The sequence below is a fragment of the Pseudoselenomonas ruminantium genome, assembly GCF_900142515.1.
Lineage (GTDB): Bacteria > Bacillota > Negativicutes > Selenomonadales > Selenomonadaceae > Selenomonas_A > Selenomonas_A ruminantium_D.
On the sequence record NZ_FRBC01000001.1, the window covers coordinates 129,353 to 154,666 of the forward strand.

A 25,314-nucleotide genomic window follows, 5' to 3' on the forward strand; every position below is an offset into this window, starting at 1 on the left:
TTCGTGCATCTTGTGCTGGGCGGGGACTTTTTGTATAATTAGGTCTGTCAATGTGAGCTTTTTATGGAGGTAGATGGGTTATGTACGATTATCTGATCGTAGGCAGTGGCTTGTTTGGTGCAGTATTCGCTCATGAGGCCAGGAAGGCAGGCAAGTCTGTGCTGGTGATTGAACGCCGGAACCATGTTGGTGGCAATATCTATTGCGAAGAGAAGGATGGGATCAATATCCATAAGTATGGTGCCCATATTTTTCATACATCCTATAAAGATGTGTGGGAGTATGTGAACCAGTTTGTGGAGTTCAATAATTATGTGAATTCTCCTGTTGCGAATTATAAGGGAGAGCTTTACAATCTGCCGTTCAATATGAATACTTTTGCCAAGCTCTGGGGGATTGTAACGCCGGCAGAGGCTGCGGCGAAGATTGCAGAACAGCGCACGGCCATCAAGGGTGAGCCGCAGAATCTGGAGGAGCAGGCAATCTCTTTGGTTGGTACGGATATTTATACGAAGTTGATCAAGGGCTATACAGAAAAGCAGTGGGGGCGCAGCTGCACGGAACTGCCTGCCTTCATCATCAAGCGTCTGCCGGTACGCTATACCTTTGATAACAACTATTTCAATGATCGTTATCAGGGCATTCCTGTTGGTGGCTACAATAAGCTCATTGATGCCCTCTTGGATGGTATCGAGGTGCGGACAGGTGTGGATTATAATGAAGTTCGTGCAGAGTATGAAGGTATCGCTCATAAAGTAGTCTACACCGGCCCTGTGGATGCTTACTTTGATTACAAGCTGGGACAGTTGGAGTACCGCGGCCTGCGCTTTGAGACGGAGCGTCTGGAAGAAGTGAACCATCAGGGCGTGGCGGTTATGAATTATACGGAACGGGAAGTTCCTTATACCCGCGTGATCGAACATAAGCATTTTGAATTCGGCACCCAGCCGGTTACCTATGTGACGAAGGAATATCCTGCTGACTGGCAGCCGGGAGAAGAAGCTTACTATCCGGTCAATAATGAACGCAATCAGGCGCTCTATCAGCAGTATGCAGCGTTGGCCGCAAAGGAAGAGAATATCATCTTTGGCGGGCGGCTGGCTGAATATAAATATTATGATATGGATGATGTCATCAAGAGTGCTTTGACCTGTGCGGCACAGGAGCTGCAATAAGGCGGAGGACGGCGTATCTGAGGATTAGCACCTGATTTGACAGGAACCTCCTAAATGTGTTATAATCACTTCCGTTGAAGTAAGTTGTCAAGACAATCGCGGCTGGCGCTTGACGCCAGATGAGGAAAGTCCGGGCTCCATAGGGCAGTGTGCTGGATAACGTCCAGCGAGGGTGACCTTAGGGATAGTGCCATAGAGATTTAGACCGCCAGATTTTCTGGTAAGGGTGGAAAGGTGCGGTAAGAGCGCACCAGCGGTCAGGTGACTGGCCGGCTTGGGTAAACCCCACACGGAGCAAGACCAAATAGGGAAGGGATGATGCGGCCCGCGGAACCTTCCGGGTTGAGTCGCTTGAGCCGGCAGGCAACTGCCGTGCCTAGATAAATGATTGTCGCCATCACATCTGTGATTGGAACAAAACTCGGCTTATTGATTGCTTATTCAACTTAAATGGAAATAGGTTGGCTGTCGTAATGACAGCCACTTTTCATGTCAGCATGAATTCTGAAAAGAAACTGAAAATTATTTAGAGTTATACAGAATTTCGTGTTGTTAAAAAATATTTGCAGGATTGCGGCATTTTATGTCGTATATCTATAAATGGGTGTAAAAAAGAACATAGGATTAAGCTGAATCCAGCCCAGGAGCGGGGGAACCAGGTTTTTGGGGCGAACGTCAGATTGTGCTGATCTTGCAGTACAAGTAATGAAGCGGGTGGTCTTCTCTACCCGAGCCCGGCAGCTAACCTCGTAAGCGAACAGAGAGAGGAGTTGGCTTTTTGTTTAAAAAAGCAACAAAGCGTGTATTTGCGCTGTCCATGATCCTTATGTCCATGTTTTCTGTGTGTAATGCATCTGCATTCCGCGTAGGAGATCAGGGCACAGAGGTGGCTGAGATCCAGGGACAATTGGTCCGTCTTGGCTACGATGTATCGGCAGATGGGGACTTCGGTCCGGCCACGGCTGAGGCAGTCAAGGTATTCCAGTCTTCCCATGGGATGGCTGCAGATGGACAGGTAGGGCCGTCCACTTATACGGCACTTCTCGGCAAATCCATGCCGGTGGTTTCCCATGGCGGCAACTACATTAACCGTACGATCATTTCCGAATCCATGCAGTATCTTGGTGTGCCGTATGTATTCGGTGGTACCAGTCCCAGCGGTTTTGACTGCTCTGGCTACGTACAGTACGTGTTTGCTCATGCTGGTGTTCATCTGCCGCGCACGGCCGATGTGCAGTATGAGGTAGGTTCGCCGGTTGGTGAAATGATGCCAGGGGATTTAGTATTCTTTTCGACGTATTGCCCGGGTGTGTCTCATGTAGGCATCTATCTTGGCGATCGTCAGTTTATTCATGCGTCCTCCAGTCAGGGAGTCAGCGTAGCATCTTTGGACAGCTCTTATTGGAGCAATTGCTATGTTGGTGCCCGCCGGGTGATGTGATGACGTTTTGTGGAGAGGCGGAGCCTCTCCTATTTTTCTTGCTATGATTTCATAGCAGCTCAAGGGGGATCAATTATGGGGGACTTATTTTTGGCTGTGCTTGTTTTCCTGGTTTGTGCCTATGCTGGCTGGGAAGAAATGTTTAGCGATTGACGATTAAAATTTATTATAATAGCAGGAAATTGTCGTGGTTTAGCGAAATACACAAGAAAGACCCTGTAATCAGTCTACAGGCAAAGCTGGATTATATGTGATAGGAGTTGACCACAATGGCAAAAGTGAGAATTCTCAACATGATGTTCTACGGTTTCCATGGCGTTTATGAATATGAACGCGAGCAGGGGCAGAAATTCTACATTGATGTGGAAATCGAAACCAAAGACGATAAGCTCGTAGAGACGGATGAGCTGAAAGATGGTGTTGATACGGCGGCTGTCTATGATATCGTCCGGGATATCACAGAGAATAAACGCTATACTATGCTGGGTACTTTGTCTGCTGCTATCGGCGATAAGCTGCTGGCGAAATATCCGCATTTCAAGACGGCGATGGCTCGCATCCGCAAACCATCGGTGCCGATTTCCGGCCCGATGGATTATGTCGAGGTAGAAGTGGTTCGTCATCAGAAATAATCACATACGCGAAGACAGGGCTGTTGCATATTATTATGCAACAGCCCTTTTCAAATTATTGTCGGATTTAGAGGTTTTTTTATTTTTTTGACGAATATTTTTCATAATCGGGTAGTCATATGAAGCCTTATGGAATACAGATCCTCTGAGAAGTGTGCATAGTGAGGGGGAATCTTGTTGAGAAAGATACTCATATTGGTGGGACTGGTCTTTGCCGCAGCAATCACAGGCATCTTTCTGAGCAAAGACAGTTGGACGGAGACGGACGTTACTGCTAAAACCACAAAGGTGGGCCTGCTCCTGAGCGGGAATCATGATGACAGGAGCTATTGTCAGTCTCATTATGAAGCCATAAAATCCTTGCAGGATGACCTGAACCTGAACATCATCTGCCGGGAGAATGTCCCTAACGCATGTTATGCAACGATTGTCGAATTGGTTCAACGGGAAGGCTGCGAAATCATCGTGGGGGCTTCTTTTGATTATGGCAGTGATATGAAGAAAGCGGCAAACGCCTTTCAGAATGTCTATTTCCTGCATGCGGGCGGCTTGGACAGGAAGGGAAATCTATCCACTTATTTTGGCCGGATGTATCAGGCACGGTATCTGTCCGGCATTGTCGCAGGGATGGAGTCCAAAACAGGCAGGATCGGTTATGTGGCAGCCTTTCCCATTGTCCAGGTCATTCGGGGAATCAATGCTTTCACCTTAGGGGCGCGCAGTGTTCGCCCTGATGCGCAGGTGTATGTGCGTTATTGCGGTTCCTGGACGGAAGATCTGCCGGCTGAGCGTGAAAGTCAGGCTCTGCTGGATAATCATCCCATTGATGTGCTGGCCATGCACACCAATTCTCTGGCACCGAATTGGGTGGCGGAGAGAAGAGGCATATATTCCATTGGCTATAACTGGGACAATCGGGATATGTTTTCGGATAAATACCTGACGGCCAGCGCATGGGATTGGAGCGGATATTACCGCCAGCAGATATTGGCGTGTCTGACGGGAAAATTCTATGGAAGCAACCAATGGATTGCCATGGAAGATGGTGTCATAAAATTGGCCGATTATTCCCCGCAGGTCAGTGAGCAGACAAAAGAAGTGGTCAGAGCCGCACAGGAACGGCTTCGGAGCCGGGAGTTTGACGTGTTTTATGGACCAATCCGGGATAACCAGGGCAGGCTCCGCGTGGAAGCGGGGGAAGCGATGTCAGATGGAGCGATGCTGAATGCATTGGACTGGTATGTGGAGGGCGTTTCTGTTGAACAGTAGAGCATGGAAACAGAGTAGGATTCCCCTGCTGCTGGTGGCGTTCATGGTCATGGCTATCATTGGCGTGATCCAGAGCTTCCGGCTGCCCAGTGAGGAGCGTCAGGTTACTGTCGGCGTGATCCTGGCCAGTTCGCTGGCCGATAGAGGCTGGAATGAAGGCCATTACAGCAGTCTGCTGCATGCCTGTCAGGGGCACGGCTGCAGGCTTATCCTGCGTGAATTTGTGCCGGAAAAGCAAAGTGAGCTGCATACGGCGGTGGAAGAGTTGATCCAAGACGGAGCACAGGCCATCTTCCTGACCAGTTTTGGTTATGGCAATTATGTGAGCGGGCTGGCCGATCGATACCCCGGCGTTGCGTTCTTCAGCATTTCTGGCAAGGGGAATGCCAAAAACAGCACGTATTATTTTTCTCGTTTGTATCAGGCGCGCTACCTGGCGGGAATCGTGGCCGGGGCTGCCAGCCGGACGGGCGTATTAGGTTTTGTGGCAGGGATGCCGAATCCTCAGACCAATCGTAACATCAATGCCTATGCCAAAGGGATACGCCGGGCAAATCCGGAGGCGAAGCTGATCGTTCATTTTATCGGCAGCTGGGATGATGAGCAGAAAGAACGGAAAAGTGTGGCCAGCATGGCCGCCGAAGGGGCAGATGTCATCACCTATCATACGGATAAGCCTTATGCCATAAGGGAGGCAGAGGCGCGGAACCTTTTTTCCACAGGTTATGATGCCCAATATGAGCAGTATTCCGAACGCTTCCTGACAGCTGCCCTGTATGATTGGGATGTGGTTTATGAAAAAGTGCTGGGGGATTATTTGAGCGGCAGGGTGAATATGTCGCAGGGGTACTGGCTGGATATGGAAGAGAAGGGGGTACGGCTCAGTGAGCTGTCACCATTGGTGTCGGAGCAGACGAAGGCTTTGGTCGATGCAGAATATCAGCGCATCCGCAGGGAAGGTGTTTTCACCGGCGTCATTTATGATAATAAAGGCCGGCTTCGCTGCGATGAGGGAGAACGCATCAGTGACCGTCAGCTGTTCAATGGAATGGAATGGTTTGTCGAGGGGGTAGCGGTTCATGATTAGTCTTGCTGCCCTGAAGGGGAAACGGATTGCTGCCCTGATGATGGCTATTTTCGGTCTGGTGTTGCTGCTGGTTGGTTTCATGTTCAGGGATCGGATGAGTGACCTCCTTATCATGTATACCGAAAAGCAGACCAGGCGCCAGGCGGAGGCTTTGGCTGGCCAGGCGGCGGAGAATCTGGAGTCGGAATTGAAGAACCTGGGCTACATCGCCTCGAAGATTGAGGCTGCTCCCGAGGAAATGGACAGGCTGGTGCCATTTATTTTCAATGAGAAGGGCGTCCGGCATGGTCTGCTTGCTCTCGATGGGCAGGCCATATATGGGGAAAAGCTTCCTTTTGGCCAATATGATGGCATACAGACTTCCTTTCGCGGGTTTAAGGCCATCACTTTTGTACAGGGCTCAGGACTGTTGTTTACCTGTCCAATCTTTCATGGAGAGAATATCAAATACGTCTTATATCGTTTCTTCCCTCAGGAAACCCTGATGGATAATTTCTCGTTGCACTGCTATGAGGACATCGGCAGGGCTATGGTGGTCAGCCGTGAGGAGGATATCATCATTCCTTTTGCCCAGAGTGATGACGAAGATATCGCGTTCATGCAACGCGAGGAAACCAAGGCATTCTATCGTTCCATGCATCGGGAGATGGAAGTCTCTGTGGCCGCTGCCCGTACGTATCATTCTCCCCATGGTGATCTGATCATGTTTGAGGCGGAAATCCCGGGGACGGATTATCTGCTGGCTGGTTTTGTACCTCAGGCCAAAGCTTCGGAGGGGATTGAGCGCATCACGCTGCTGGTGGTTTATGTGTTCGGTTTGTTGATGATACTGGTCATCATTGGTGCCTTGTATCTGATGCAGGCCCAGCTGAAGATCCGGGAAAGTGATGCGCTCAAAGAAGCGAAAGCCCAGGCTGAAGAGGCATCCAAGGCCAAGAGCGATTTCCTGGCCAATATGTCTCATGAAATCCGCACCCCCATCAATACCATCATCGGTATGAATGAAATGATCTTGCGGGAGTGTCGGGAGAAAAATATCCGGGAGTATGCCGGGAATGTGAAAAACGCTGGCCGGACACTTCTGGGACTGGTCAATCAGATCCTTGATTTCTCCAAGATTGAGGCTGGCAAGATTGAAATCATCCCGACTGAGTATGATCTGACATCCGTTATCAACGATCTGGTGAATATGCTCCAGCCACGTGTACAGGAAAAGGGGCTTCAACTGGAACTGGACTTCGACAAGACTCTGCCGGCAGTCCTTTATGGCGATGAGATGCGCATCAGGCAGATCATCACCAACATCCTGACCAATGCGGTGAAATACACGGAAAAAGGAAAGATTTCCTTCTCTATGGGGTATGAACGGATCCCGGAGGATCCGGATAGCGTATTTTTGCGGGTGACGGTTCAGGATACCGGCATTGGCATCCAGGAAAAGGATATGACGAAGCTGTTCGTAGAGTTTGAACGCATAGAAGCAAAGCGTAATCGTCATATCGAGGGAACTGGCCTGGGCATGGCGATTACCATGAATCTGTTGAAGCTGATGGGAAGCACCCTGCAGGTGGACAGCATCTATGGGCATGGTTCTGTTTTCTCCTTCGTGCTGAAACAGAAAGTGATAAACTGGGAGCCCTTAGGCGACTATGTAGCTTCTTATCATGAAAGTCTGGACAGTCAGGAAAATTATCAGGAAAAATTCACGGCTCCTGATGCCCGCGTGCTGGTGGTGGATGATAACCATATGAATCTGGTGGTATTCCAGAATCTGTTGAAGCGGACGAAGATACAGATCGATACAGCGGAGAGTGGCGATGCCTGTCTGGAAATTTGCCAAGGGCAAAAATACGACGCTATTTTTCTTGACCATATGATGCCGCATAAGGATGGGATCGAGACGCTATGCGAACTGCGGGAACAAGCGGATAATCCCAATCTGCTGACCCCGACGATCTGTCTTACGGCTAATGCTTTGGCCAATGCGCGGGAACAGTATATAAAGGCGGGGTTTGATGATTATCTGACCAAGCCCATCGATTCAAATAAATTAGAGAACATGCTGTTGAAATATCTGCCGCAGGAAAAGATCTTAGCAGCAGATGATGAGAAAACACAAGACGAGGAAATGATGCAGGTACCGGATAAGCTGAAGCCTTTGGAAGGGGAGGATTGGCTGGACCTTTCTCTGGGCATCAAGAATAGCGGTTCGTCCGAAGCGTATCTGCCGCTGCTCAAAATCTTCTACGAGTCCTTGGAAGAAAAAGCTGCGGAGATAGAAGATTTTTATGACAGGCAGGACTGGAAGAACTATACCATCAAGGTGCACGCCCTGAAGAGTTCGGCGCGCATCATCGGGGCAACTGCCTGTGGCGAAGAGGCACAGCTGTTGGAAAATGCAGGCAAGAGCGGGGACATGGAATATATCCTCGCACATCATGATGATTTCCTGGCAATGTGCAGAAGTTTCAAGGCCCCATTGGCAGAAGTATTTGCCGCAGATGCCGCAGAACTGGCGGAGAAGCCAGAGGCGGATGATACCTTGTTGGAAAGTGTTTTTGAGGAAATGCGGACGGCTGCTGAAAGCATGGATTGTGACTGTTTGGAGGCAATAATCGGGGAGATGGAGGAGTATCGTATCCCCGGGAAAGAGGCAGAGCGTTGGGAGAAGTTGAAAGATGCGGCAGCGCGTTTTGATTACGATGCCATCGTGAAGCTTTTGCAGCAGTGAAGAGGTCTGACCGTTAGCTTATAGATTGCATGGGGTGAAAAATATGAGTGATAGCAAAGAAATCAAAGAAGTCAAAGAAGTCCAGGACAGCATACAGAGCGCAGCAGGCAAAGAAAAACAAGAGAATAAAGATGATCCAGTGATTCAGGAGAATCAGGAGTCCCAGGAAAAAGATGGAAAGAACGTTGTGATTGTCATGTGCAAATACAGCGTGGTGGTGAAAGGAATTGAGCGGAAGCTGAAGGAACTTGGCTGCAATGTTTCCATTGTTACGCAGGAACAGGGAACGATTCCCAAAATGAATGATAAAGGAAAACAACTGTTTATCCTCTACCTGCCCAATAAGATCACGGAAGACGTGCTCAAACTCAACTGGCTGGAGCATATTTATGCGGTGATCCAGGAAATGAATGGGGATGTCATTGTCATTGGGGACAAATGCGATCGCGATGATCTGGCGGGACGGGTTTTTGATATGCTTCATGTAGGCTGGCTGGACCGGCCGTTGAAGATGGAAGATCTGGAACTGGCCGTGACGGAAGGGATATTGCCAGGAGCTCGTGATAAGAGGAGAAAGCATATCCTGATTGTGGATGATGATCCATCCTATGCGAGAATGGTGCGGGAGTGGCTGAAGGATGTCTATCAGGTCAGCATCGTTACAGCGGGCATACAGGCAATCACTTTTTTGGCTAAGAATACAGTGGCGCTGATCCTATTGGATTACGAAATGCCGGTGGTAGACGGGCCACAGGTATTCCAAATGCTCCGGCAGGATCCGTCTACGCAGGGGATTCCGGTGGTGTTCCTGACCGGTGTTGGCACCAAGGAGCAGGTGGAGCGTGTGCTGCAGCTGAAGCCGAATGGCTATGTCCTCAAATCAACCACGAGAGAGAAGCTGCTGAGCTATCTGCAATCAAAACTCTGACCAAAATAAAATGGGGAAAATGCCAGCCAGATTTGGCATTTGAGAGAGGACAGGGGGCTCTATGGAAACGATTATGCAAATCAACGGGGTGGTCAACAACTTTGTTTGGGGCCCTCCCGGCCTTACCTTGCTGGTGGGGACAGGCATTTATCTGACATTTCTGTTGGGGATGCCTCAAATCCGCTATTTTTTTCCGGCCATAGCTGAAGTCTTCAGCTTTCGGGAAAAAAGTGAGGAGGATAAATCCATATCTTCTTTCGCGGCGATGGTTACGGCGATGGCTGCGACGGTGGGAACCGGCAATGTGGCGGGAGTGGCCACGGCCCTTCATCTGGCTGGCCCCGGGGCACTTGTCTGGATGCTGATTTCGGCTTTTTTTGGCATGTGTACCAAGTTCGCAGAGGTAACACTGGCTGTCTATTACAGGAAAAGGGATTCTCAGGGCGATTGGCGTGGCGGTCCCATGTATATCCTGGAGTATGGTCTGGGCGAATGGGGCGGTCTATGGAAGCACATCGGGAAGCTGCTGGCAATGTTGTTCGCGCTCCTCACGTTCCTGGCTTCTTTTGGCATTGGTGCGGCAGTTCAGGCGAACTCAGCTGCTGAAGCGTTGTTCATGGGTTGGAATCTGGATCATTTATACAGCGGCGTTACGCTGGCTGTCTTGGTTGGTTTGGTCATCATCGGCGGATTCGCCAATCTTTCCCGGGTGACAATGCTTGTCGTTCCCTTCATGATCGTTTTTTACATGGTGAGTGTCGGTATCATTTTCTTGAGCTGCTCAGCCCAGATTCCGGCGATTATCGCTGAAGCGTTCCGCATGGCCTTCTGCGGCCCGGATTCATCGGTCATCGCTGGCGGCGTGGCTGGTTGGGCCGTGATGGAAGCCGTTCAGAGAGGAATCGCCCGTGGCGTGTTCTCCAATGAGGCCGGAATGGGATCTGCCCCTATGGCTCATGCTACAGCCGATAACGCCAATCCTGTTCAGCAGGGACTTTATGGCATCTTTGAGGTGTTTCTGGATACTTTTGTCATCTGTACCATAACGGGCATTGTCATCCTGGTGACCGGTACGATGGCATACGCACCTGATCTGACAGGGGCGCAGCTGGCACTACTGGCCTTTGAACTTGCCTTGGGAACGGAAGGCAAGTACATCCTGGCTCTTTGTCTGATGCTTTTTGCTTTCACGACAATCCTGGGCTGGTATTGGTACGCAGAAACGGCGATGACGTATCTGTTTGGTGTGCGGTTCAAGGCCATCCTGAAATTGCTCTTGCTGGCGATGATTTTCATCGGCGCCTCCGGTGCGCAGTTGTTCGATGCTTCCGGCAATGAGTTCATGAATAATATATGGAATATCTCAGATACCTTGAACGGGCTCATAGCTGTGCCGAATCTGATTGGCCTGTTGCTTCTTTCCTTTACGCTCAGAAGACTCGTGAAGGATTATGATGCGCAGCGGGAAGCGTGTACAGTGGAAAACGTACCGGCTGCAGCGGAGAAAAAGCCCATGTCCGGGGAGCTGCGGCAGTTGCTGATCGTGTCTGTTTGTGCGGCCTTGCTGCCGATAGCCATAGTCACCTTTGGCAGCGGCCCGCAGGACACTGTCCGTCAGCAGGATGTTTCCCTGCAAAGGGTTCTGGATAAGGGCAGTCTTATCTTTGGCTTTGATGTTGACTTTCCGCCTATGAGTTTTATCGATGAAAACAGGGAGTTTGTCGGATTTGACGTCGATCTGGGGCGGGAAATCTGTTCCAGACTTGGGGTTGGTTTCGTAGCGCGGCCTATTGTTTGGGGAAACAAGGAAAAGGAATTGGATGAGGAAATGATCGATTGTATTGGTGGTATGTCTGTGATAACCGAACCTGGCATAGAACTGAGTATGTCAGAACCGTATATAAAAGAGAATCTGGTTTTCGTCATCCGTGGTGACAGCAGCGTGGTATGGATGAGTGACCTCAAGGGCAAGAAAGTTGGCATGCAGGCTGGTTCGACAACGCAGGATGCATTGTACAGCTCAGATATCCGCAAGGATATCACGGTGGTGCCCCTGGATGATAACATGGCGGTCCTCCGGCAAGTGCAGGCTGGAAAACTGGATGCCGGTCTGGTGGATTCACTGACGGCTTGTTATTTTATCGGTTCAAGCAGCGAACGGTATTTTGTCCTTTCCGACAGCCTTAGGGAAGAGGATTTGGCTATAGGCTTCAGGAAAGAGGACAGGGGACTGCGGGACAAGGTACAGAAAATCATCCGCGACATGAAAGCGGATGGAACCTTGGGCAGGATTTCCAAAAAGTGGTTCGGCAGTGATGTTACGATAGTCCGGTAATCTCTGTCAGGAGGAAGAAATATGGATGTGAAAAAGGAAAATAAAGCCGGCTCCGTCCTGAAGAAAGTAGATATGACCACAATCATCATCCTGTTTTTCCTGGCCGTGGTCATGGCTTATTACTCCATGCTTCAGTCTGAGATGAGAGAGAAGATTATCGTCAACAGAGAGCTGGTGGCGACCAAGTCAGCGGAGCAGATAAACAATTATCTCTCCACAGGCGTTGACATCATAAGAGTGGCGTCCCATAGCCTTGACAATATGATACGTGAAGGCAGGGCACATTCGGAAATGCGCGATATGCTCGTAAGCCAGTCTGCTGCAGTAGTACAGATCACCTCTGGCAATTCGACGGGGATATACGCTCTGGTGGAGGATGATTGGCTCGATGGAATTGGTTGGGTCCCCGATGCCGATTATGCTCCCAAGGAACGCCCCTGGTACAGTGGCGCGATGGCGAATATCGGGAAAGTGACTATTGTCGGTCCATATGTTGACGCAGAAACGCATACCATGATGATCACGTTAGCTAAGTCGCTCTGCGACGTAAAGAGCGTAGCAGCGATAGACCTATCGCTGGAAAATCTGCAGACGATGACGGAGGAACTGAGTAAACGCACCGAGTCGGATATCGAGATCGTCATTGACCGGAATTATCAGGTTATCGCGCATTCCGATAGGGAAGAGGTTGGCAAAAGTTATATCAAGGAGGAGGGAACCTTTGGCAGGGCGCTTATCGATAAGCTGCGTTCGGCGGATAAAAATTACTTTTCGTTCCATTTCAATGATGCGGAGTACATTGTTTACATGGTGCCGGTGGGAAACAGCTGGTTATGTTTGTCTGTGTTCGATGCAACATCTGCCTTTGCTCAGCTCAGGCGCTTGTTTATCCTGACCATCATCATATCGGTGCTGGTCATTTCCATAATCCTTGTCTTCATGGCGCGTTATGAAAAGAAAAATCTTCTGGCGCAGGAGTACAACCGAAAAGCGGAGAGCGCTGCTGCCGCCAGCCAGGCGAAGTCTGCTTTCTTGTCGAACATGTCACATGAGATACGGACACCGATCAATGCGGTGCTGGGCATGAACGAGATGATCCTGCGTGAGAGCAGCGAGCAAAACGTGATCGAGTATGCCGAGAATATCCACACAGCGGGCAATACGCTGCTCGGAATCATCAACGATATCCTGGACTTCTCCAAAATAGAGGCAGGGAAGCTGGAAATCATCCCTGTGGATTATGACCTTTCCTCCATGCTTAACGATTTGGTGAATATGATCCGCATCCGGGCTGATGTCAAAGGGCTGGCTCTTGAGGTAGAATTCGACCAGGAGACCCCCAAGCTGCTCTTTGGTGATGAGGTTCGTGTCAAGCAGGTCATCACCAATATCCTGACCAATGCGGTGAAATATACGGAAAAAGGTACAGTAACCTTTTCGGTGAGTTTCGAGCGGATCCCGGAGGAGCCGGACAATGTGCTGCTCTATGTGGAGATCAAGGATACCGGTATCGGCATCAAGCCGGAGGATATGGAGAAATTGTTTTCCAAGTTTGAGCGCATCGAAGAAAAGCGTAACCGCAATGTGGAAGGCACTGGACTGGGTATGGCCATCACGTTGAACCTGCTGGAAAAGATGGGTTCCTCCTTGCAGGTGGAAAGTGTCTATGGCGTTGGTTCCACGTTCTTCTTCAAGCTGCGGCAGCGTGTGGTCAAATGGGAGCCGTTGGGGGATTACAAGGCGTCCTATCAGGCTCTGCTGAAAGGGCATAAGAAGTATCGTGAGAAATTCACGGCTCCGGAGGCATTGGCTCTGGTGGTGGATGATAATCCGATGAACCTGACGGTGTTCAAGGGATTGATCAAGAAGACGCAGATTCAGATCGATACGGCGAATGATGGCGATGAAGGGCTTTTGCTGGCCAGGGAGAAAAAATACGATATCATCTTCCTCGACCATATGATGCCGCGCAAGGACGGTATTGAGACCTTGCACGAGCTGCAGGCGCAGGAAGACGGGCCGAATATGGATACGCCGGTGATCAGCCTGACTGCCAATGCCATCTCCGGCGCACGGGAGCAGTACATGGCGGCTGGTTTCCACGACTATCTGACCAAGCCCATAGATGCCGATAAATTGGAGGATATGTTACTGGATTATCTGCCGAAGGAAAAAATCCAGAAAGCAGGAGCAGAGGTGGCAGCGGCACAGGAAACCCTGGAGGTTCCGGACAGTCTGGCACCGCTTAAAGGAGCAGGCTGGCTGGATCTGGCCCAGGGCATAAAGAACAGCGGTTCAGTCGAGGCCTATCTGCCTTTGTTGCAGATATTCTATGAATCCGTTGATGAGATGGCAGAGACAATCGAGGGCTTTTATGAGAATCGGAATCTCAAAGATTATACGATCAAGGTTCATGCGTTGAAGAGTTCAGCAAGGATCATCGGTGCAAAGGACTTCGGTGAGGAAGCGCAGATGCTGGAAAATGCTGGCAAAGCTGGAAATATGGACTATATCCGTATGCATCATGAAAGTTTTCTGGAGACATATCGGAGTTTCAAGGTTCAGTTGGCAGAGGTCTTTGCGGCAGGGGAGACGGCAGTAGAAGATGAGAAGCCGGAAGCAGACAGGGATTTGATGGAAGGTGTCTATGAAGAAGTGCGCGCGGCTGCGGAGGATATGGACTGCGATCGCCTGGAAGATATTTTTGCTGAGATGGAGGAGTATCGTATCCCGGCGCAGGATGCCGAACTCTATAAAAAACTCAAGCAGGCTGCCGAGCATTTTGACTACGAGAGCATCCTGTCATTGCTCGACAATGGCTGAAGTGGGGAGAATAGGAGCAGATAAATATGGGGTACTGGATTGTTGTTGTTGATGATGAAACACTGACGCTGACGCATATAAAGCGTATCCTGCGGGAGCAGGATATGCGTGTCAGCTGCCTGCGTTCCGGGCGGGAGCTCTTGAAATTCATGACGAAAAATATACCCGATCTGATTTTGTTGGATATACAAATGACAGAAATGGACGGATTTGAAACCTATCAGGAACTGCGCCGGATGGAAGAACATGCGGCGCGGAAACCCACACCAATCATATTCCTGAGCGGCATAGAGACAAGTGAGGCAGAGCGGCGCAGCCTGGAACAGGGAGCTTCCGATTTTATCCGTAAACCTGTCCATAAGGATATCCTCATCAAACGAATCATGAATGCCGTCAAGCATACTAAGGACATCGAAAATCTGAAAGAGGAAGCGGCTCTCGACAAGCTGACTGGTTTTTTGAATAAAACAGCAGGCACCAGCAAGCTGACAAAACTCTGTGCGGAGCGGTCCGGTATGCTGATGATTCTGGATCTTGACAACTTCAAGCTGGTCAACGATCTCTATGGCCATAGCATGGGCGACAAGTTCTTGGTGGCGTTTGCTGACGTAATCAGACGGAACATCCGGGCACAGGATGTCATGGTAAGGGTCGGCGGGGACGAGTTCATGGGTTTTTTCGGTTATATGAACGATGAAACTGCGCTGTCCAGCCTTCATCACAGACTGAATGGTGAACTGCACAAAGAAGCGGTCAGATTGGCAGGGGCTGGTTTTGATATTCCGCTGAACATTTCCATCGGTGCAGCTTTGGTACCGGAATACGGCCGGGACTACGAGATCCTGTTTTCCCTGGCAGACAGTGCCCTTTACAAGGTGAAACAAAACGGCAAGAACGGCAGCAGGATATATGGACAGGAAGGAGAGCATGACCTATCCGGAGATGATGATATCAAAAAGGAGTTTGCCCGCATCACGCAGATTGTCGAGGGACGGCATGGCAGAGGGGGCGCACTTTTGCTGAACCTCGAGCAGTTTTCTCTTATCTATCGTTTCATCCGTCAGTTCTACAAGCGATACGGCGGCATGATCGTCAAGCTGATGTTCATTCTGTCAGCAGAAGGTTCTGATGGGGAACGTCCGTACAGACTGAAGGATGTTGCGGAAAAATTCGGCCTCTGCCTGCAGGATTCATTGCGGAAAAGCGATATGATACTTCGGCACAAGTCAAATCAGTTCTTTGTGCTCTTGCAGAATCTTTCCGAGGAAGATTTTCCCACTGTGTTTCGCCGTATTATGAATGCGTGGGAGGCAGAAGAACATCATACCGGTATCCATATCGAATATCTTATGGAATATGTGATCTATGAAAAAGAAAGCTATGACAAGTAAAGCTCCCTCAAACGGAAAGGGGCTGCTGCACGCAATGATGTGATATCATGCATGCAGCAGCCCCTTTGAGGCGTTTATATTCTGTTAGCTTAGCCAACCAGGGTCTGGCCAAAGTAGACGATAAGACCCATGATGATGATGAAAGGCGCATATACCTTAGCCGCGAAGGCCAAGAGCTTGCCGTCTGCGCCCTGTACCTGAATGGCTGCCACGGCAATGGCGATGCTCTGGATGGAGATCATCTTGCCGGCGCAGGCACCAGTAGCGTTGGCTGCGGCAATCCAGGCCTGTGCAGCAGGCGTAGCGCCGATAGCCATAGCAGCTTCAGTCTGCAATTTACCGAACAGCACGCAGCTGGACGTAGCAGAACCCGTGATGAAGGTACCGATGGAGCCGATGAAAGCGGCAATGCAGGGATATGCCGTGCCCGTTGCGGCAACAGCGGCTTCAGCGATTTCGTGCGTCATGCCGGCATAGCCCATGACCTTTGCCGTAGCGATGACGGAGATGATGGTAACAATGGTGAAGCGCAGATTGACGACTGTGGTCTTCAATACATTGAGCATCTCACCAAAGCTGGCACCCTGTTTGGAGCCGCCGATGAAAGCGGCCAGGAAGATCAGCACGCCCGGCGTAGCCACCCAGGTAAAGGTATAGGGTGTGCCGCCTTCGCCGTCATAAATCAGTACGGAGGATTTGATGAGGTTCAGCGGGTCATGGATAGCCGGAATCAGCTTGGACGTAGCCAGCAGGAAGACGAAGATCAGGATGAACGGGAGCCATGCTTTGATGGCATCGCCCGTAGTCAGCGGAGCTTCATCTTCATGAGCCGGCATCGCATAAGCCGGGTCGTTGACCGGGAACATCTTAGCGCAGGCTACGATGGCAGCCATAGAACCAATGGAACCGGCTACAACGGCCAGTTCCGGACCCATGGTCAGAGCTACGGCCAGTTCCGGAATCAGGAAGCCCAGAGCAGCGCCCAGGCAGATGGTGGTCATGCCCTTCAAGGCTTTGAAGGAACCGCCGGCTACCAGTGTCATGATGAAGGGGCAGAGGAAGGAGAGCGGTGCCAGCTGCAGGCAGGTATAGGTAGCCAGCGTCGTGGCATCCGTGCCGGTGACATTGCCCAGCGTAACCAGAGGGATACCGATGGAGCCATAGGCTGTCGGTACGGAGTTGGCAACCAGGCAGACGCTGGCAGCCAGGATCGGGTTCACTCCGATACCGACCAGCATGCTGGCGGGAATGGCAATAGCCGTACCGAAACCGGCCATGCCTTCCATGAAGCCGCCGAAGCCCCAGCCAATCAGGAGAATCAGCACGCGGCGGTCATTGCTGACGGAGGTCAGCATCTTCTTGATGCCCTCCATGCCCTTCGTGTATTCCGATAAGTTGTAGGTGAAGATAGCGGCGATGATTACGAGCAGGATGGGCCAGCAAGCCAGAGCCACACCCTCTAAGAAAGCCTGAAATGCATGAATCGTCGTCATGTCATAGAGGCCGATGCCCACGACTGCGGAAAGCAGCAGAGCCAGCAGGCAGGCTTTATGAGGCTGCATATGCAGGACGCACAAAGCTACCGCCAACCACAGGATTGGGGAAAGCGCAATCAGAAACAAGATACCAAGTCCTTTCCAATTAAAATAGAAATATGAAAAATATATGAATAAGATAAAACTCATTATATAAGCAGGTACTAAAAGTTGTCAATCTATATAATTGCCTTTTTTCGCTAATTAGAGGAGATTTCCTGCCAAAAATAAAAAAAATTGTATGATGAATTTACGGGATGGTAAAAAGTGTCCCTCAGACAGAGGAAATGGTGTCCAAGGGATTTTTCAGCTGCTATATATTGCACTGGTGGCGGGCAATGATCTGTCTGGCCACATAGACGCCGCTGGCACCGGCCTGGGACAGGCCGCGGGTTACACCGGCACCATCACCGATGGCAAAGACGTTCGTAAGTTCCGTTTCCAGCTCGTTCGTGAGTTTTACCCGGGAGCTGTAGAATTTGACTTCGACACCATAGAGCAGGGTATCGTCATTGGTCATGCCAGGGGCGATATTGTCGAGTGCCTGGATCATCTCGATGAGGTTGTCGACATGGCGTTTGGGCAGGACCAGGGAAAGATCGCCCGGAGTTGCCTGCAGCGTCGGGCGGGTGAAGCTCTTGCTCATGCGGTGGGCATTGGAGCGGCGGCCCTTCATGAGGTCACCGAAGCGCTGGACGATGATGCCGCCGCCAAGCAGGTTGGAGAAGGAAGCAATGCGCTTGCCGTACTGATGCGGGGAATGGAAAGGCTCGGTGAAGCGGTTGCTCACGAGCAGGGCGAAGTTGGTGTTCCGGCTCTGGAGTTTCGGGTCACTGTAAGAGTGGCCGTTTACCGTGATGATGCCGTCGGTGTTTTCCATGACCACATGGCCATGCGGGTTCATGCAGAAGGTACGCACCTGATCGCCATAGCGTTTCGTACGGTAGACCAGCTTGGCTTCATAGACCTGGCTCGTGATGGGGTCCCAGATCTCGTCGGGAACTTCCACGCGTACACCAACGTCCACGCGGTTGTTTTCCTGCTTGAGGCCCAAAGCATCGCATTCGGTGGAGAACCATTCAGCACCGGCACGGCCCGGAGCGACAATCAGATATTCGGCGGCAATCTTTTCCCCGTCGTAGAGCTCGACTTCGTTTTCGCCCTGTCCATCGGAATGGATGTGGGCAACGGGACATTCAAAGCGGAACTCCACTTTGTCTTTCAGATATTCATAGGTTGCCTTGAGCATTTCCAGATTGTTTTCGGTACCCAGATGACGCACGCTGGCGGAGAGCAGGTGCAGGTCGTGCTGCAGGGCGCGGTAGCCGATATCGGAATTCTCGGTGCTGAAGACCTGCGCCGGGGCACCGTGTTTCATGTTGATCTTATCTACATAGTAGATGAGGTCCATGACTTCTTCATCGGAGAGATACTCGTTGAGCCAGCCGCCAAACTGAGTCGTGAAGTTGTATTTGCCGTCGGAGAAAGCACCGGCACCGCCGAAGCCGCGCATGATGCTGCAGGGCTTGCAGCCGATGCAGCTCTTTACTTTGCCTGCGGAAATGGGGCAGACGCGGGTATAGATATCCTTGCCGCTTTCCAAAAGCAAAACCTTCAGTTCCGGTGCCTTTTCTGCCAGCTCATATGCGGCAAACACACCAGCCGGGCCGCCGCCCACAATCACAACATCATACTTTTTCATAGGTACTTCCTCCTAAAATAACATGCACATAAATCTGCACACACGAAAAGAGCGCAGAGCGACCTTATAGATATGGATAAACTAAGGCCTATCTGCGTTTGAATCGGACGTTTCCGAAAAAACCTTAGCTATTATACGAGAAGTTTTTCGATAATGCAAGTTTTTTTTCCTGCAAAAGGGAAAAAATCACGAAAAAATTAGATGTGTACCTGTCAACTATGACGATAATATTATAGCTCCTATAAAAATAAAGTTGCCAAAAGGGGGCGAAACAAAGTATAATTTAACCTGCTAGTGTAAACTTGCAAATGCATGGAAATGAGGAGGAACTTTTTTGACAAATCAATTAGCGATTATCAACACGTTTATTCTGTATATCGGTCTGATGATGGCCATCGGTGTGTATTATTACCGCCGTACCCGCAATATGAGCGATTATTTTTTGGGCAATCGTAAGCTTGGGGCCTGGGTGACTTCCATGAGTGCCGAGGCTTCGGATATGAGCGGCTGGATGCTGATGGGCGTGCCGGGCTTTGCCTATCTGGCAGGTCTCAATGCGGGCTGGATTGCCGTGGGCATTGCCCTGGGCACCTGGGCCAACTGGCACTTTGTGGCAGCCCGTCTGCGCAAGTATACGGAACTGGCTAAGAATTCTTTGACGGTGCCGCAGTTCCTGGAGAATCGTTTTGAGGATAACAGCGGGTTATTGCGGACAATTCCCGCGGTGTTCATCCTGATTTTCTTTACCATCTATACATCTTCAGGCTTTGTGTCCTCGGGACGTCTCTTTGAAACGGTCTTTGGCCTGCCTTATCAGTATGCCATCTTCATCGGCGCTGGTTCCGTGGTGTTCTATACGCTGGTGGGCGGCTTCCTGGCCGTGTCCCGTACGGATTTCATTCAGGGCGTCATGATGTTCTTCGCCATCCTGGTGGTGCCCATCACGGCAGCCATGGAGATGGGCGGCTATACGGCGACGGTCACGGCCATCTCCGATGTGAGCCATTCCATGCTGGAGCCCTTTACCAAGCCGGATGGTTCCACGCTGGGGACTATTGAGCTGATTTCCCTGCTGGCCTGGGGCATCGGTTATTTTGGCCAGCCGCATATCCTCGTGCGCTTCATGGCGATTTCCAGCTCAAAGGAAATAAAGCAGGCTACGCGCATTGCGATGACGTGGGTGGTCCTGTCCCTGGCGGCAGCTGTAGCCGTGGGCATGGTGGGCCGTGTATTCCTTTCCCATGAGCTGACGGGGACAGAGTCGGAAACGGTATTCCTCGTGATGACCAATGAACTCTTCCCGCCGATTGTGGCAGGATTGATTCTCTCGGCTGTGCTGGCCGCTATCATGAGTACGGCTTCGGCGCAGCTGCTCGTGGCAGCTTCAGCCTTTGCGCAGGATTTCTATCGCACGCTTTTGCGCAAGGAAGCGGAGACAACGGAGCTTATCTGGATCAGCCGGGCTTCCGTTCTGATCATCGCCTCGCTGGCCATCTTTATCGGGCTGAATCCGTCGAGCTTTATCCTTGACATGGTAGCCTATGCCTGGGCTGGCTTTGGCGCGGCCTTTGGCCCGGCGCTGCTCTGTGCTTTGTTCTGGCGGCGCACCACCCGCAATGGCGTGCTGGCCGGCATCATCGTGGGTGGCATCACGGTGCTGGTCTGGAAGCAGATTGACTGGCTCGGTCTTTACGAGATTGTGCCGGGCTTCCTGTTCTCTTTGCTGGCGGTTTATCTGGTGAGCAAAATGGACAAGGAACCCTCGGCGTCAATTGTGGAAACATTTGATGCGGTTGGCAGAAGCGAAATCTAAAATTATTTTTTTGACAGGCAGGGATTTTCTCACAGCATAGCGAAAATCTAATTTATGAAAATTGTACAGGTATTACATGATATTATGAGTAGGCAAGTGTAAGGAATGTAGAGAAGCAGGTGAGCATTTGTGGAGAAAGTCAAAGTAATGATCGTCGATGATTCGAAGGTCAGCCGTGCGATGATTGAAGGAAATCTATCCAAGACGAACTTCGAGGTATGTGCACAAGCCAAAAATGCTGCTGAAGCAGTGGAGCTCTATGAACAGTACAAGCCGGCTGTGGTCACCATGGATATGAATCTTCCGGATGCTGATGGTCTTGAATGCACCCGCCGGATTCGCGCAGTGGATCCTGACGCCAAGATTGTCATGATCAGCGCGATGAAGGATGCCAGTTTGGTAGCCAGAGGCCGGGAGGCTGGTATCAGTGCCTTTTTGCAGAAGCCCGTCAGCATCAATGAGCTCATTGATACCCTGATGATTCTTTGCCAGAGCAAGGTGGGCAAGGTAGCAGTCCTGCGTGAGTCCTATGCCAAACCTTTCGTGAAAGCTTTGCAGCAGGGGATTTTCAGCATGACCGGTGTCCATAGTGAAGTGGAATTGGAAGAAGAGGGGCGCAGTTTCCTGGATATCAGCGGTATTGCCGTCATCGTAGGCCTTACGGGCATACCAAATGGGCGCGCTATTGTCTATATGGATGATAAGACCATGAAGGATTTTGCTACCGTGATGCTCGATGCCGAGGAAGAGGATGAGATTACGGAGGATGAAGCCAGTGAATCGGTAGAAGAAGCGGTAAACATCATCGTGGGACGAGGGGTGTCCAATATCAATGATGTGTTCAAGGACAAGGAAATGCGCATCACGCCGCCCGGCACTATCGTGGGCAGTAAGATTCGCATTGCCAGTCCGAAGCTTACGACCTTCCGTATAAGCGCCAGAACAAGACTGGGCGATATCAATATGAGTGTGGGATTTGCGGAAGGAGAATGATAAGATGGATGCCAAATTAGTTAATCCGTTCGTCGATGCATTCACGACCGTAATGCCGCAGATGGGCTTTCCGGAGCCCAAGCGGCTGAAGATGGGAGTAAAGACCAAGAATGCGGTGAGCCTGGGAGTATCGGTTATCGTAGGTTTCACCAAACAGATTCGGGGCAATGTGGTCTATAATATGTCGGAAGACACGGCTAAATTCATTGCATCGACCATGATGATGGGCATGCCGGTGGCGGAATTTGATGCCATGGCGCAGAGTGCCATTTCGGAAATGAGTAACATGCTGACCGCCAATGCGGCTACCAATCTTACAGGCATGGGGCTGGAGGTAGATATTTCCACGCCGTCCCTCTCTATTGGAGAGAACTTTCAGGTGAAGATCAGCGATGAGAATTATCTGACCGTGGAAATGGATCTGGCTGGCCATGTAGTCGAACTAGATATTGCAGTTGAACAGCAGTGAGATTATACCGCTGAAATGAAATTAGCATTGTATGCATGATGAAGTGTGTGCAATGCTATTTTCGTAAGGAATTTTTTATGGGATTTATAAACAAGGAGGAGAAAATGAAATTTAACAGTTTGCGGTTTAAATTTCTGGCAGGGTTTATCCCCCTGTTTGTGGGCAGCTTCTTGGTGTTCTTTGCTATCAGCTACTATATGTCTAGTTCGGCATTGACGCGCAATACGGATTTATTGGCTCAGGAAATCGGCAAGAGTACAGCAGAACAGCTGGAAAAGCTCTATCAGCAGCGGGAACTGACAGTGGAGTCTTTAGCCAGTAACCCACTTATCCGGCATGGTACCCGGGAAGAACGGGTGCAGGTATTGGCAGAGGCGTTGGCCAAGCGCAAGAACTTCACCATGCTGGCTTATTCGGATGTAGAAGGCCATGCTATCAGCGACAAGGATAAGGATATGGACCGCACCAGCCGGGACTACATCAAGAAGGTGCGGGAAACCAAACAGCCGGTTATGACGGGGCCATCCGTATCGGGGACCAGCGGCAAGCTCATCACCATCCTGGCCTATCCGGTGTTGGAAAATGGTGAGCTTACGGGCATTGTCTATGGTACGGTTGAGCTGGATGACCTGACCGAATTGGTGGGAAAAATCAAATACATGGAACATGGCCGCGTCTATCTGGCTGACCAGGATGGCCTTTGCATTGCCTATGCCCAGTTGCCGGAAGAAGTAGGCAAGATGGACCTGACCAAGGAGGTTTCCAGCAAGAAGATTGACATCGCGCTTGTAAATGGTTTTACCAGCGCGGTACAGCAGGACAAGCAGATCTCTACAGAATATACGACATCACAGGGCGTAGCTTCCCAGGCGGTATTCACCCCTGTGCATCTGGGGTATCGCACCTGGATTGCCGTATCGGTAGCCCCCATTACCGAAGTGCGCGCCGAGGCCTATTCGCTGGTGCGGATCATGGGGCTGGTAGCTGTCATCATGGTGTTGATCATCAGTGCCATCATCTGGTATATGGGCAACAAGATGTGCAGTCCGGTAGAGGCTCTGCGGGATGAATGCAAGGTCATCAATACGGGGGACCTGCGTGCCCGTCCTTTGGCTGTAGACAGCAATGATGAGCTGGGAGAGCTGGCCCGGGGCTTCAAGGAAATGCGCAGCACCATCCGGGAACTGATTGGCCATATCCAGAAGAATGCGGAGCGGGTATCGGCTTCGGCAGAAGAACTTTCGGCTGCTTCCCACCAGTCGGCCAACGCTGCCAGCCAGTCGGCCCAGCAGATCTCAGATATTGCGGCAGGTATCAACAATCAGTCGGAATCGGCAGCCCATGCCGATGAAACCGCTGTGGATATGGCGAAACGTACCACGAAGGTAGCAGATAACGCCAAAGAGATTGCGGAAGTCACGGAAAAGACTGTGTCTAGTGTCAGTACAGGGCGCGATTCCATCCATAATGTAGTGGAATCCATGAATACGATCAGCGACAGTACGGATACGGTGAAGTCTTCCATCAAGGAGCTGGCCAAGAGTTCCGATGAAATCGGCAGAATTGTAGAGATGATTTCCGGTATTGCCGAGCAGACGAACCTGCTGGCCTTGAACGCAGCAATCGAGGCCGCACGTGCTGGTGAATATGGCCGGGGGTTTGCGGTGGTTGCCGATGAAGTCCGGAAGCTGGCCGAAGAGTCCGCCAGTTCCACGCAGCAGATTGCCAATCTGGTGGCCAAGATTCAGACGGATATGAAACAGGCGGTAGCAGCCAGTGAAGAAAGTGCCGAAAGCGTGGCCAGCAGCATTGATTCGGTCAAGGAGGCAGATAGTATCTTCAAGTCCATCAAGATGGATATTGATGCGCTGGCGGAAGGTATCCGGGAAGTATCCCGGAGCATCCAGTCCGTATCGGACGGCACGGATTCCATGCAGCAGGCCGTCAAGGATATTGCCGAAATCAGCCATGCCAACGCGCATCGGGCAGAGTCCGTTTCCTCCACTACCGAGGAACAGTCGGCATCGGCCGAAGAGATTGCCGCAGCCACCCGCGGCCTCGCGGAGCAGGCAGAACAATTGGCCCATGAGGTTGAGAAGTTCAGAATTTAAGCGCGTTGTTTACATCGTGGTTTGGTTGTTACGGTGTGCTGGTGGCGCGGCAACGATGCTTTGCCAGTCTTCGCTCAGACCGTGAACTAAAACAAATTTTGACCTTTTATTTAGCGTGAACAGCCATAAACTCACTGCGTTCAGACAAATGGCCGTTCACGCTAATTTTATGGTGGGTCAAAATTTGTTTCTTAACGTTCACGGTCAGACGCTTCGCTTTGGCAAATCATCGTCGCCGCGCCGCCCTCGGGACGGCATTGACCTTTGATTCTTATGGATTAGCTTGGGTATTGAATGTTAAGTATCTTGCCGGCAGCAGGTCCTGACAATCAAAAATAAGATGTTAACCATAACCAACGAAAAATATAAAAAAACTGTTGGCAAGGCCGTTAGATTAGTTTATAATGTTTTACAGTATGTTTTAAAGAGGTGGCTATATGACGGAGACAATGACTGTCTCGGTAGCTGTGGAAGGCGTGCAGGTAGATACGGCCGGAGAACGGACGGTGCTGAAATCTGCGGCACGCGGCAAATACACGGCCCGGGCGGGCAAACATTATGTGCGTTATGAGGATGCCTCTCTCCACGATAAGGCGGTGCCCACGGTCTTGAAATTCCATGACCGGGGATTGACGCTGATACGCCGTGGAGCTGTGGATATGCAGCTGGATTTTCGGCTGGGGGAAAAGACCCGTAGTGTGTATCGAACGCCCTACGGTAATTTTGATTTGCTGGTGGAATGCAAGAAGCTGGATATCTGCTTTGCTGAGGGGCAGGGCACAGTGCAGGCTGAGTACGACATGCATCTGAATGATGTACTGCAAAGCCACAATACCTTGAATGTAGTGATTAACGCTATAAGCGAATAAATTAGGAGGA

At 50.7% G+C, this 25,314-nt stretch carries 17 protein-coding genes, 1 other RNA gene and 1 riboswitch; of the genes, 16 read left to right on the forward strand and 2 right to left on the reverse strand.

Annotation, left to right across the window (positions count from 1 at the left end):
* The first annotated feature begins 80 nt into the window (after positions 1-80).
* From glf to BUB68_RS00570, 11 genes are all read left to right on the forward strand, one after another.
* Complete coding sequence (glf, locus tag BUB68_RS00520; RefSeq protein WP_073087881.1) at positions 81-1,175, forward strand: UDP-galactopyranose mutase; 1,095 nt, start codon at positions 81-83, stop codon at positions 1,173-1,175.
* A gap of 80 nt (positions 1,176-1,255) precedes the next feature.
* An RNA gene (rnpB, locus tag BUB68_RS00525) (RNase P RNA component class A) lies at positions 1,256-1,619 on the forward strand.
* A 173-nt stretch (positions 1,620-1,792) separates the two neighbouring features.
* Positions 1,793-1,947, forward strand: a riboswitch (cyclic di-AMP (ydaO/yuaA leader).
* A gap of 45 nt (positions 1,948-1,992) precedes the next feature.
* Complete coding sequence (locus BUB68_RS00530; RefSeq protein WP_073087968.1) at positions 1,993-2,616, forward strand: C40 family peptidase; 624 nt, start codon at positions 1,993-1,995, stop codon at positions 2,614-2,616.
* 269 nt (positions 2,617-2,885) lie between these two features.
* Positions 2,886-3,248 carry a dihydroneopterin aldolase gene (folB, locus tag BUB68_RS00535; RefSeq protein WP_073087882.1) on the forward strand — a complete coding sequence of 121 codons (363 nt, stop codon included), beginning with the start codon at positions 2,886-2,888 and terminating at the stop codon, positions 3,246-3,248.
* A 177-nt stretch (positions 3,249-3,425) separates the two neighbouring features.
* Positions 3,426-4,517: a BMP family ABC transporter substrate-binding protein gene (locus tag BUB68_RS00540; RefSeq protein WP_073087883.1), complete on the forward strand. Its 1,092-nt coding sequence runs from the start codon at positions 3,426-3,428 to the stop codon at positions 4,515-4,517.
* The gene (locus BUB68_RS00545) at positions 4,507-5,604 is read left to right on the forward strand and encodes a BMP family ABC transporter substrate-binding protein (RefSeq protein WP_073087884.1); all 1,098 of its coding nucleotides are present in this window, start codon (positions 4,507-4,509) and stop codon (positions 5,602-5,604) included. The genes BUB68_RS00540 and BUB68_RS00545 overlap by 11 nt, the downstream gene beginning before the upstream one ends.
* Entirely contained in the window at positions 5,597-8,335 is a 2,739-nt protein-coding gene (locus BUB68_RS00550; RefSeq protein WP_073087885.1) for a response regulator, read from the forward strand. Before BUB68_RS00545 ends, BUB68_RS00550 begins: the two co-directional genes overlap by 8 nt.
* Positions 8,336-8,378: 43 nt before the next feature.
* Positions 8,379-9,263, forward strand: coding sequence for a response regulator (locus BUB68_RS00555; protein ID WP_073087886.1), 885 nt, complete (start codon positions 8,379-8,381; stop codon positions 9,261-9,263).
* A gap of 61 nt (positions 9,264-9,324) precedes the next feature.
* On the forward strand, positions 9,325-11,598 hold the full coding sequence (locus tag BUB68_RS00560) for an amino acid carrier protein (protein ID WP_073087887.1): 2,274 nt from the start codon (positions 9,325-9,327) through the stop codon (positions 11,596-11,598).
* Between the two features lie 21 nt (positions 11,599-11,619).
* Complete coding sequence (locus BUB68_RS00565) at positions 11,620-14,421, forward strand: hybrid sensor histidine kinase/response regulator (protein WP_073087888.1); 2,802 nt, start codon at positions 11,620-11,622, stop codon at positions 14,419-14,421.
* Between the two features lie 26 nt (positions 14,422-14,447).
* Positions 14,448-15,812: a GGDEF domain-containing response regulator gene (locus BUB68_RS00570; protein WP_073087889.1), complete on the forward strand. Its 1,365-nt coding sequence runs from the start codon at positions 14,448-14,450 to the stop codon at positions 15,810-15,812.
* 89 nt (positions 15,813-15,901) lie between these two features.
* Here the strand turns inward: BUB68_RS00570 and BUB68_RS00575 are convergent, their stop codons facing one another.
* Both BUB68_RS00575 and BUB68_RS00580 read right to left on the reverse strand, forming a co-directional pair.
* Entirely contained in the window at positions 15,902-17,434 is a 1,533-nt protein-coding gene (locus BUB68_RS00575; protein WP_218587663.1) for an L-lactate permease, read from the reverse strand.
* A 226-nt stretch (positions 17,435-17,660) separates the two neighbouring features.
* A complete protein-coding gene (locus BUB68_RS00580; RefSeq protein ID WP_073087890.1) occupies positions 17,661-19,049 on the reverse strand; it encodes an NAD(P)/FAD-dependent oxidoreductase in 1,389 nt (462 codons plus the stop codon).
* A 334-nt stretch (positions 19,050-19,383) separates the two neighbouring features.
* Here BUB68_RS00580 and putP point away from each other — a divergent pair, with 334 nt between their 5' ends.
* The 5 genes from putP (at position 19,384) to BUB68_RS00605 (ending at position 25,304) form a co-directional block, all read left to right on the forward strand.
* A complete protein-coding gene (putP, locus tag BUB68_RS00585; RefSeq protein WP_073087891.1) occupies positions 19,384-20,862 on the forward strand; it encodes a sodium/proline symporter PutP in 1,479 nt (492 codons plus the stop codon).
* 129 nt (positions 20,863-20,991) lie between these two features.
* Complete coding sequence (locus BUB68_RS00590) at positions 20,992-21,855, forward strand: response regulator (RefSeq protein ID WP_073087892.1); 864 nt, start codon at positions 20,992-20,994, stop codon at positions 21,853-21,855.
* Positions 21,856-21,859: 4 nt separating this feature from the next.
* A complete protein-coding gene (locus tag BUB68_RS00595; protein WP_073087893.1) occupies positions 21,860-22,324 on the forward strand; it encodes a chemotaxis protein CheX in 465 nt (154 codons plus the stop codon).
* A gap of 104 nt (positions 22,325-22,428) precedes the next feature.
* Positions 22,429-24,435: a methyl-accepting chemotaxis protein gene (locus BUB68_RS00600; RefSeq protein WP_073087894.1), complete on the forward strand. Its 2,007-nt coding sequence runs from the start codon at positions 22,429-22,431 to the stop codon at positions 24,433-24,435.
* Between the two features lie 437 nt (positions 24,436-24,872).
* Positions 24,873-25,304: a YwiB family protein gene (locus tag BUB68_RS00605; RefSeq protein ID WP_081371792.1), complete on the forward strand. Its 432-nt coding sequence runs from the start codon at positions 24,873-24,875 to the stop codon at positions 25,302-25,304.
* The last annotated feature ends 10 nt before the right edge of the window (positions 25,305-25,314 follow it).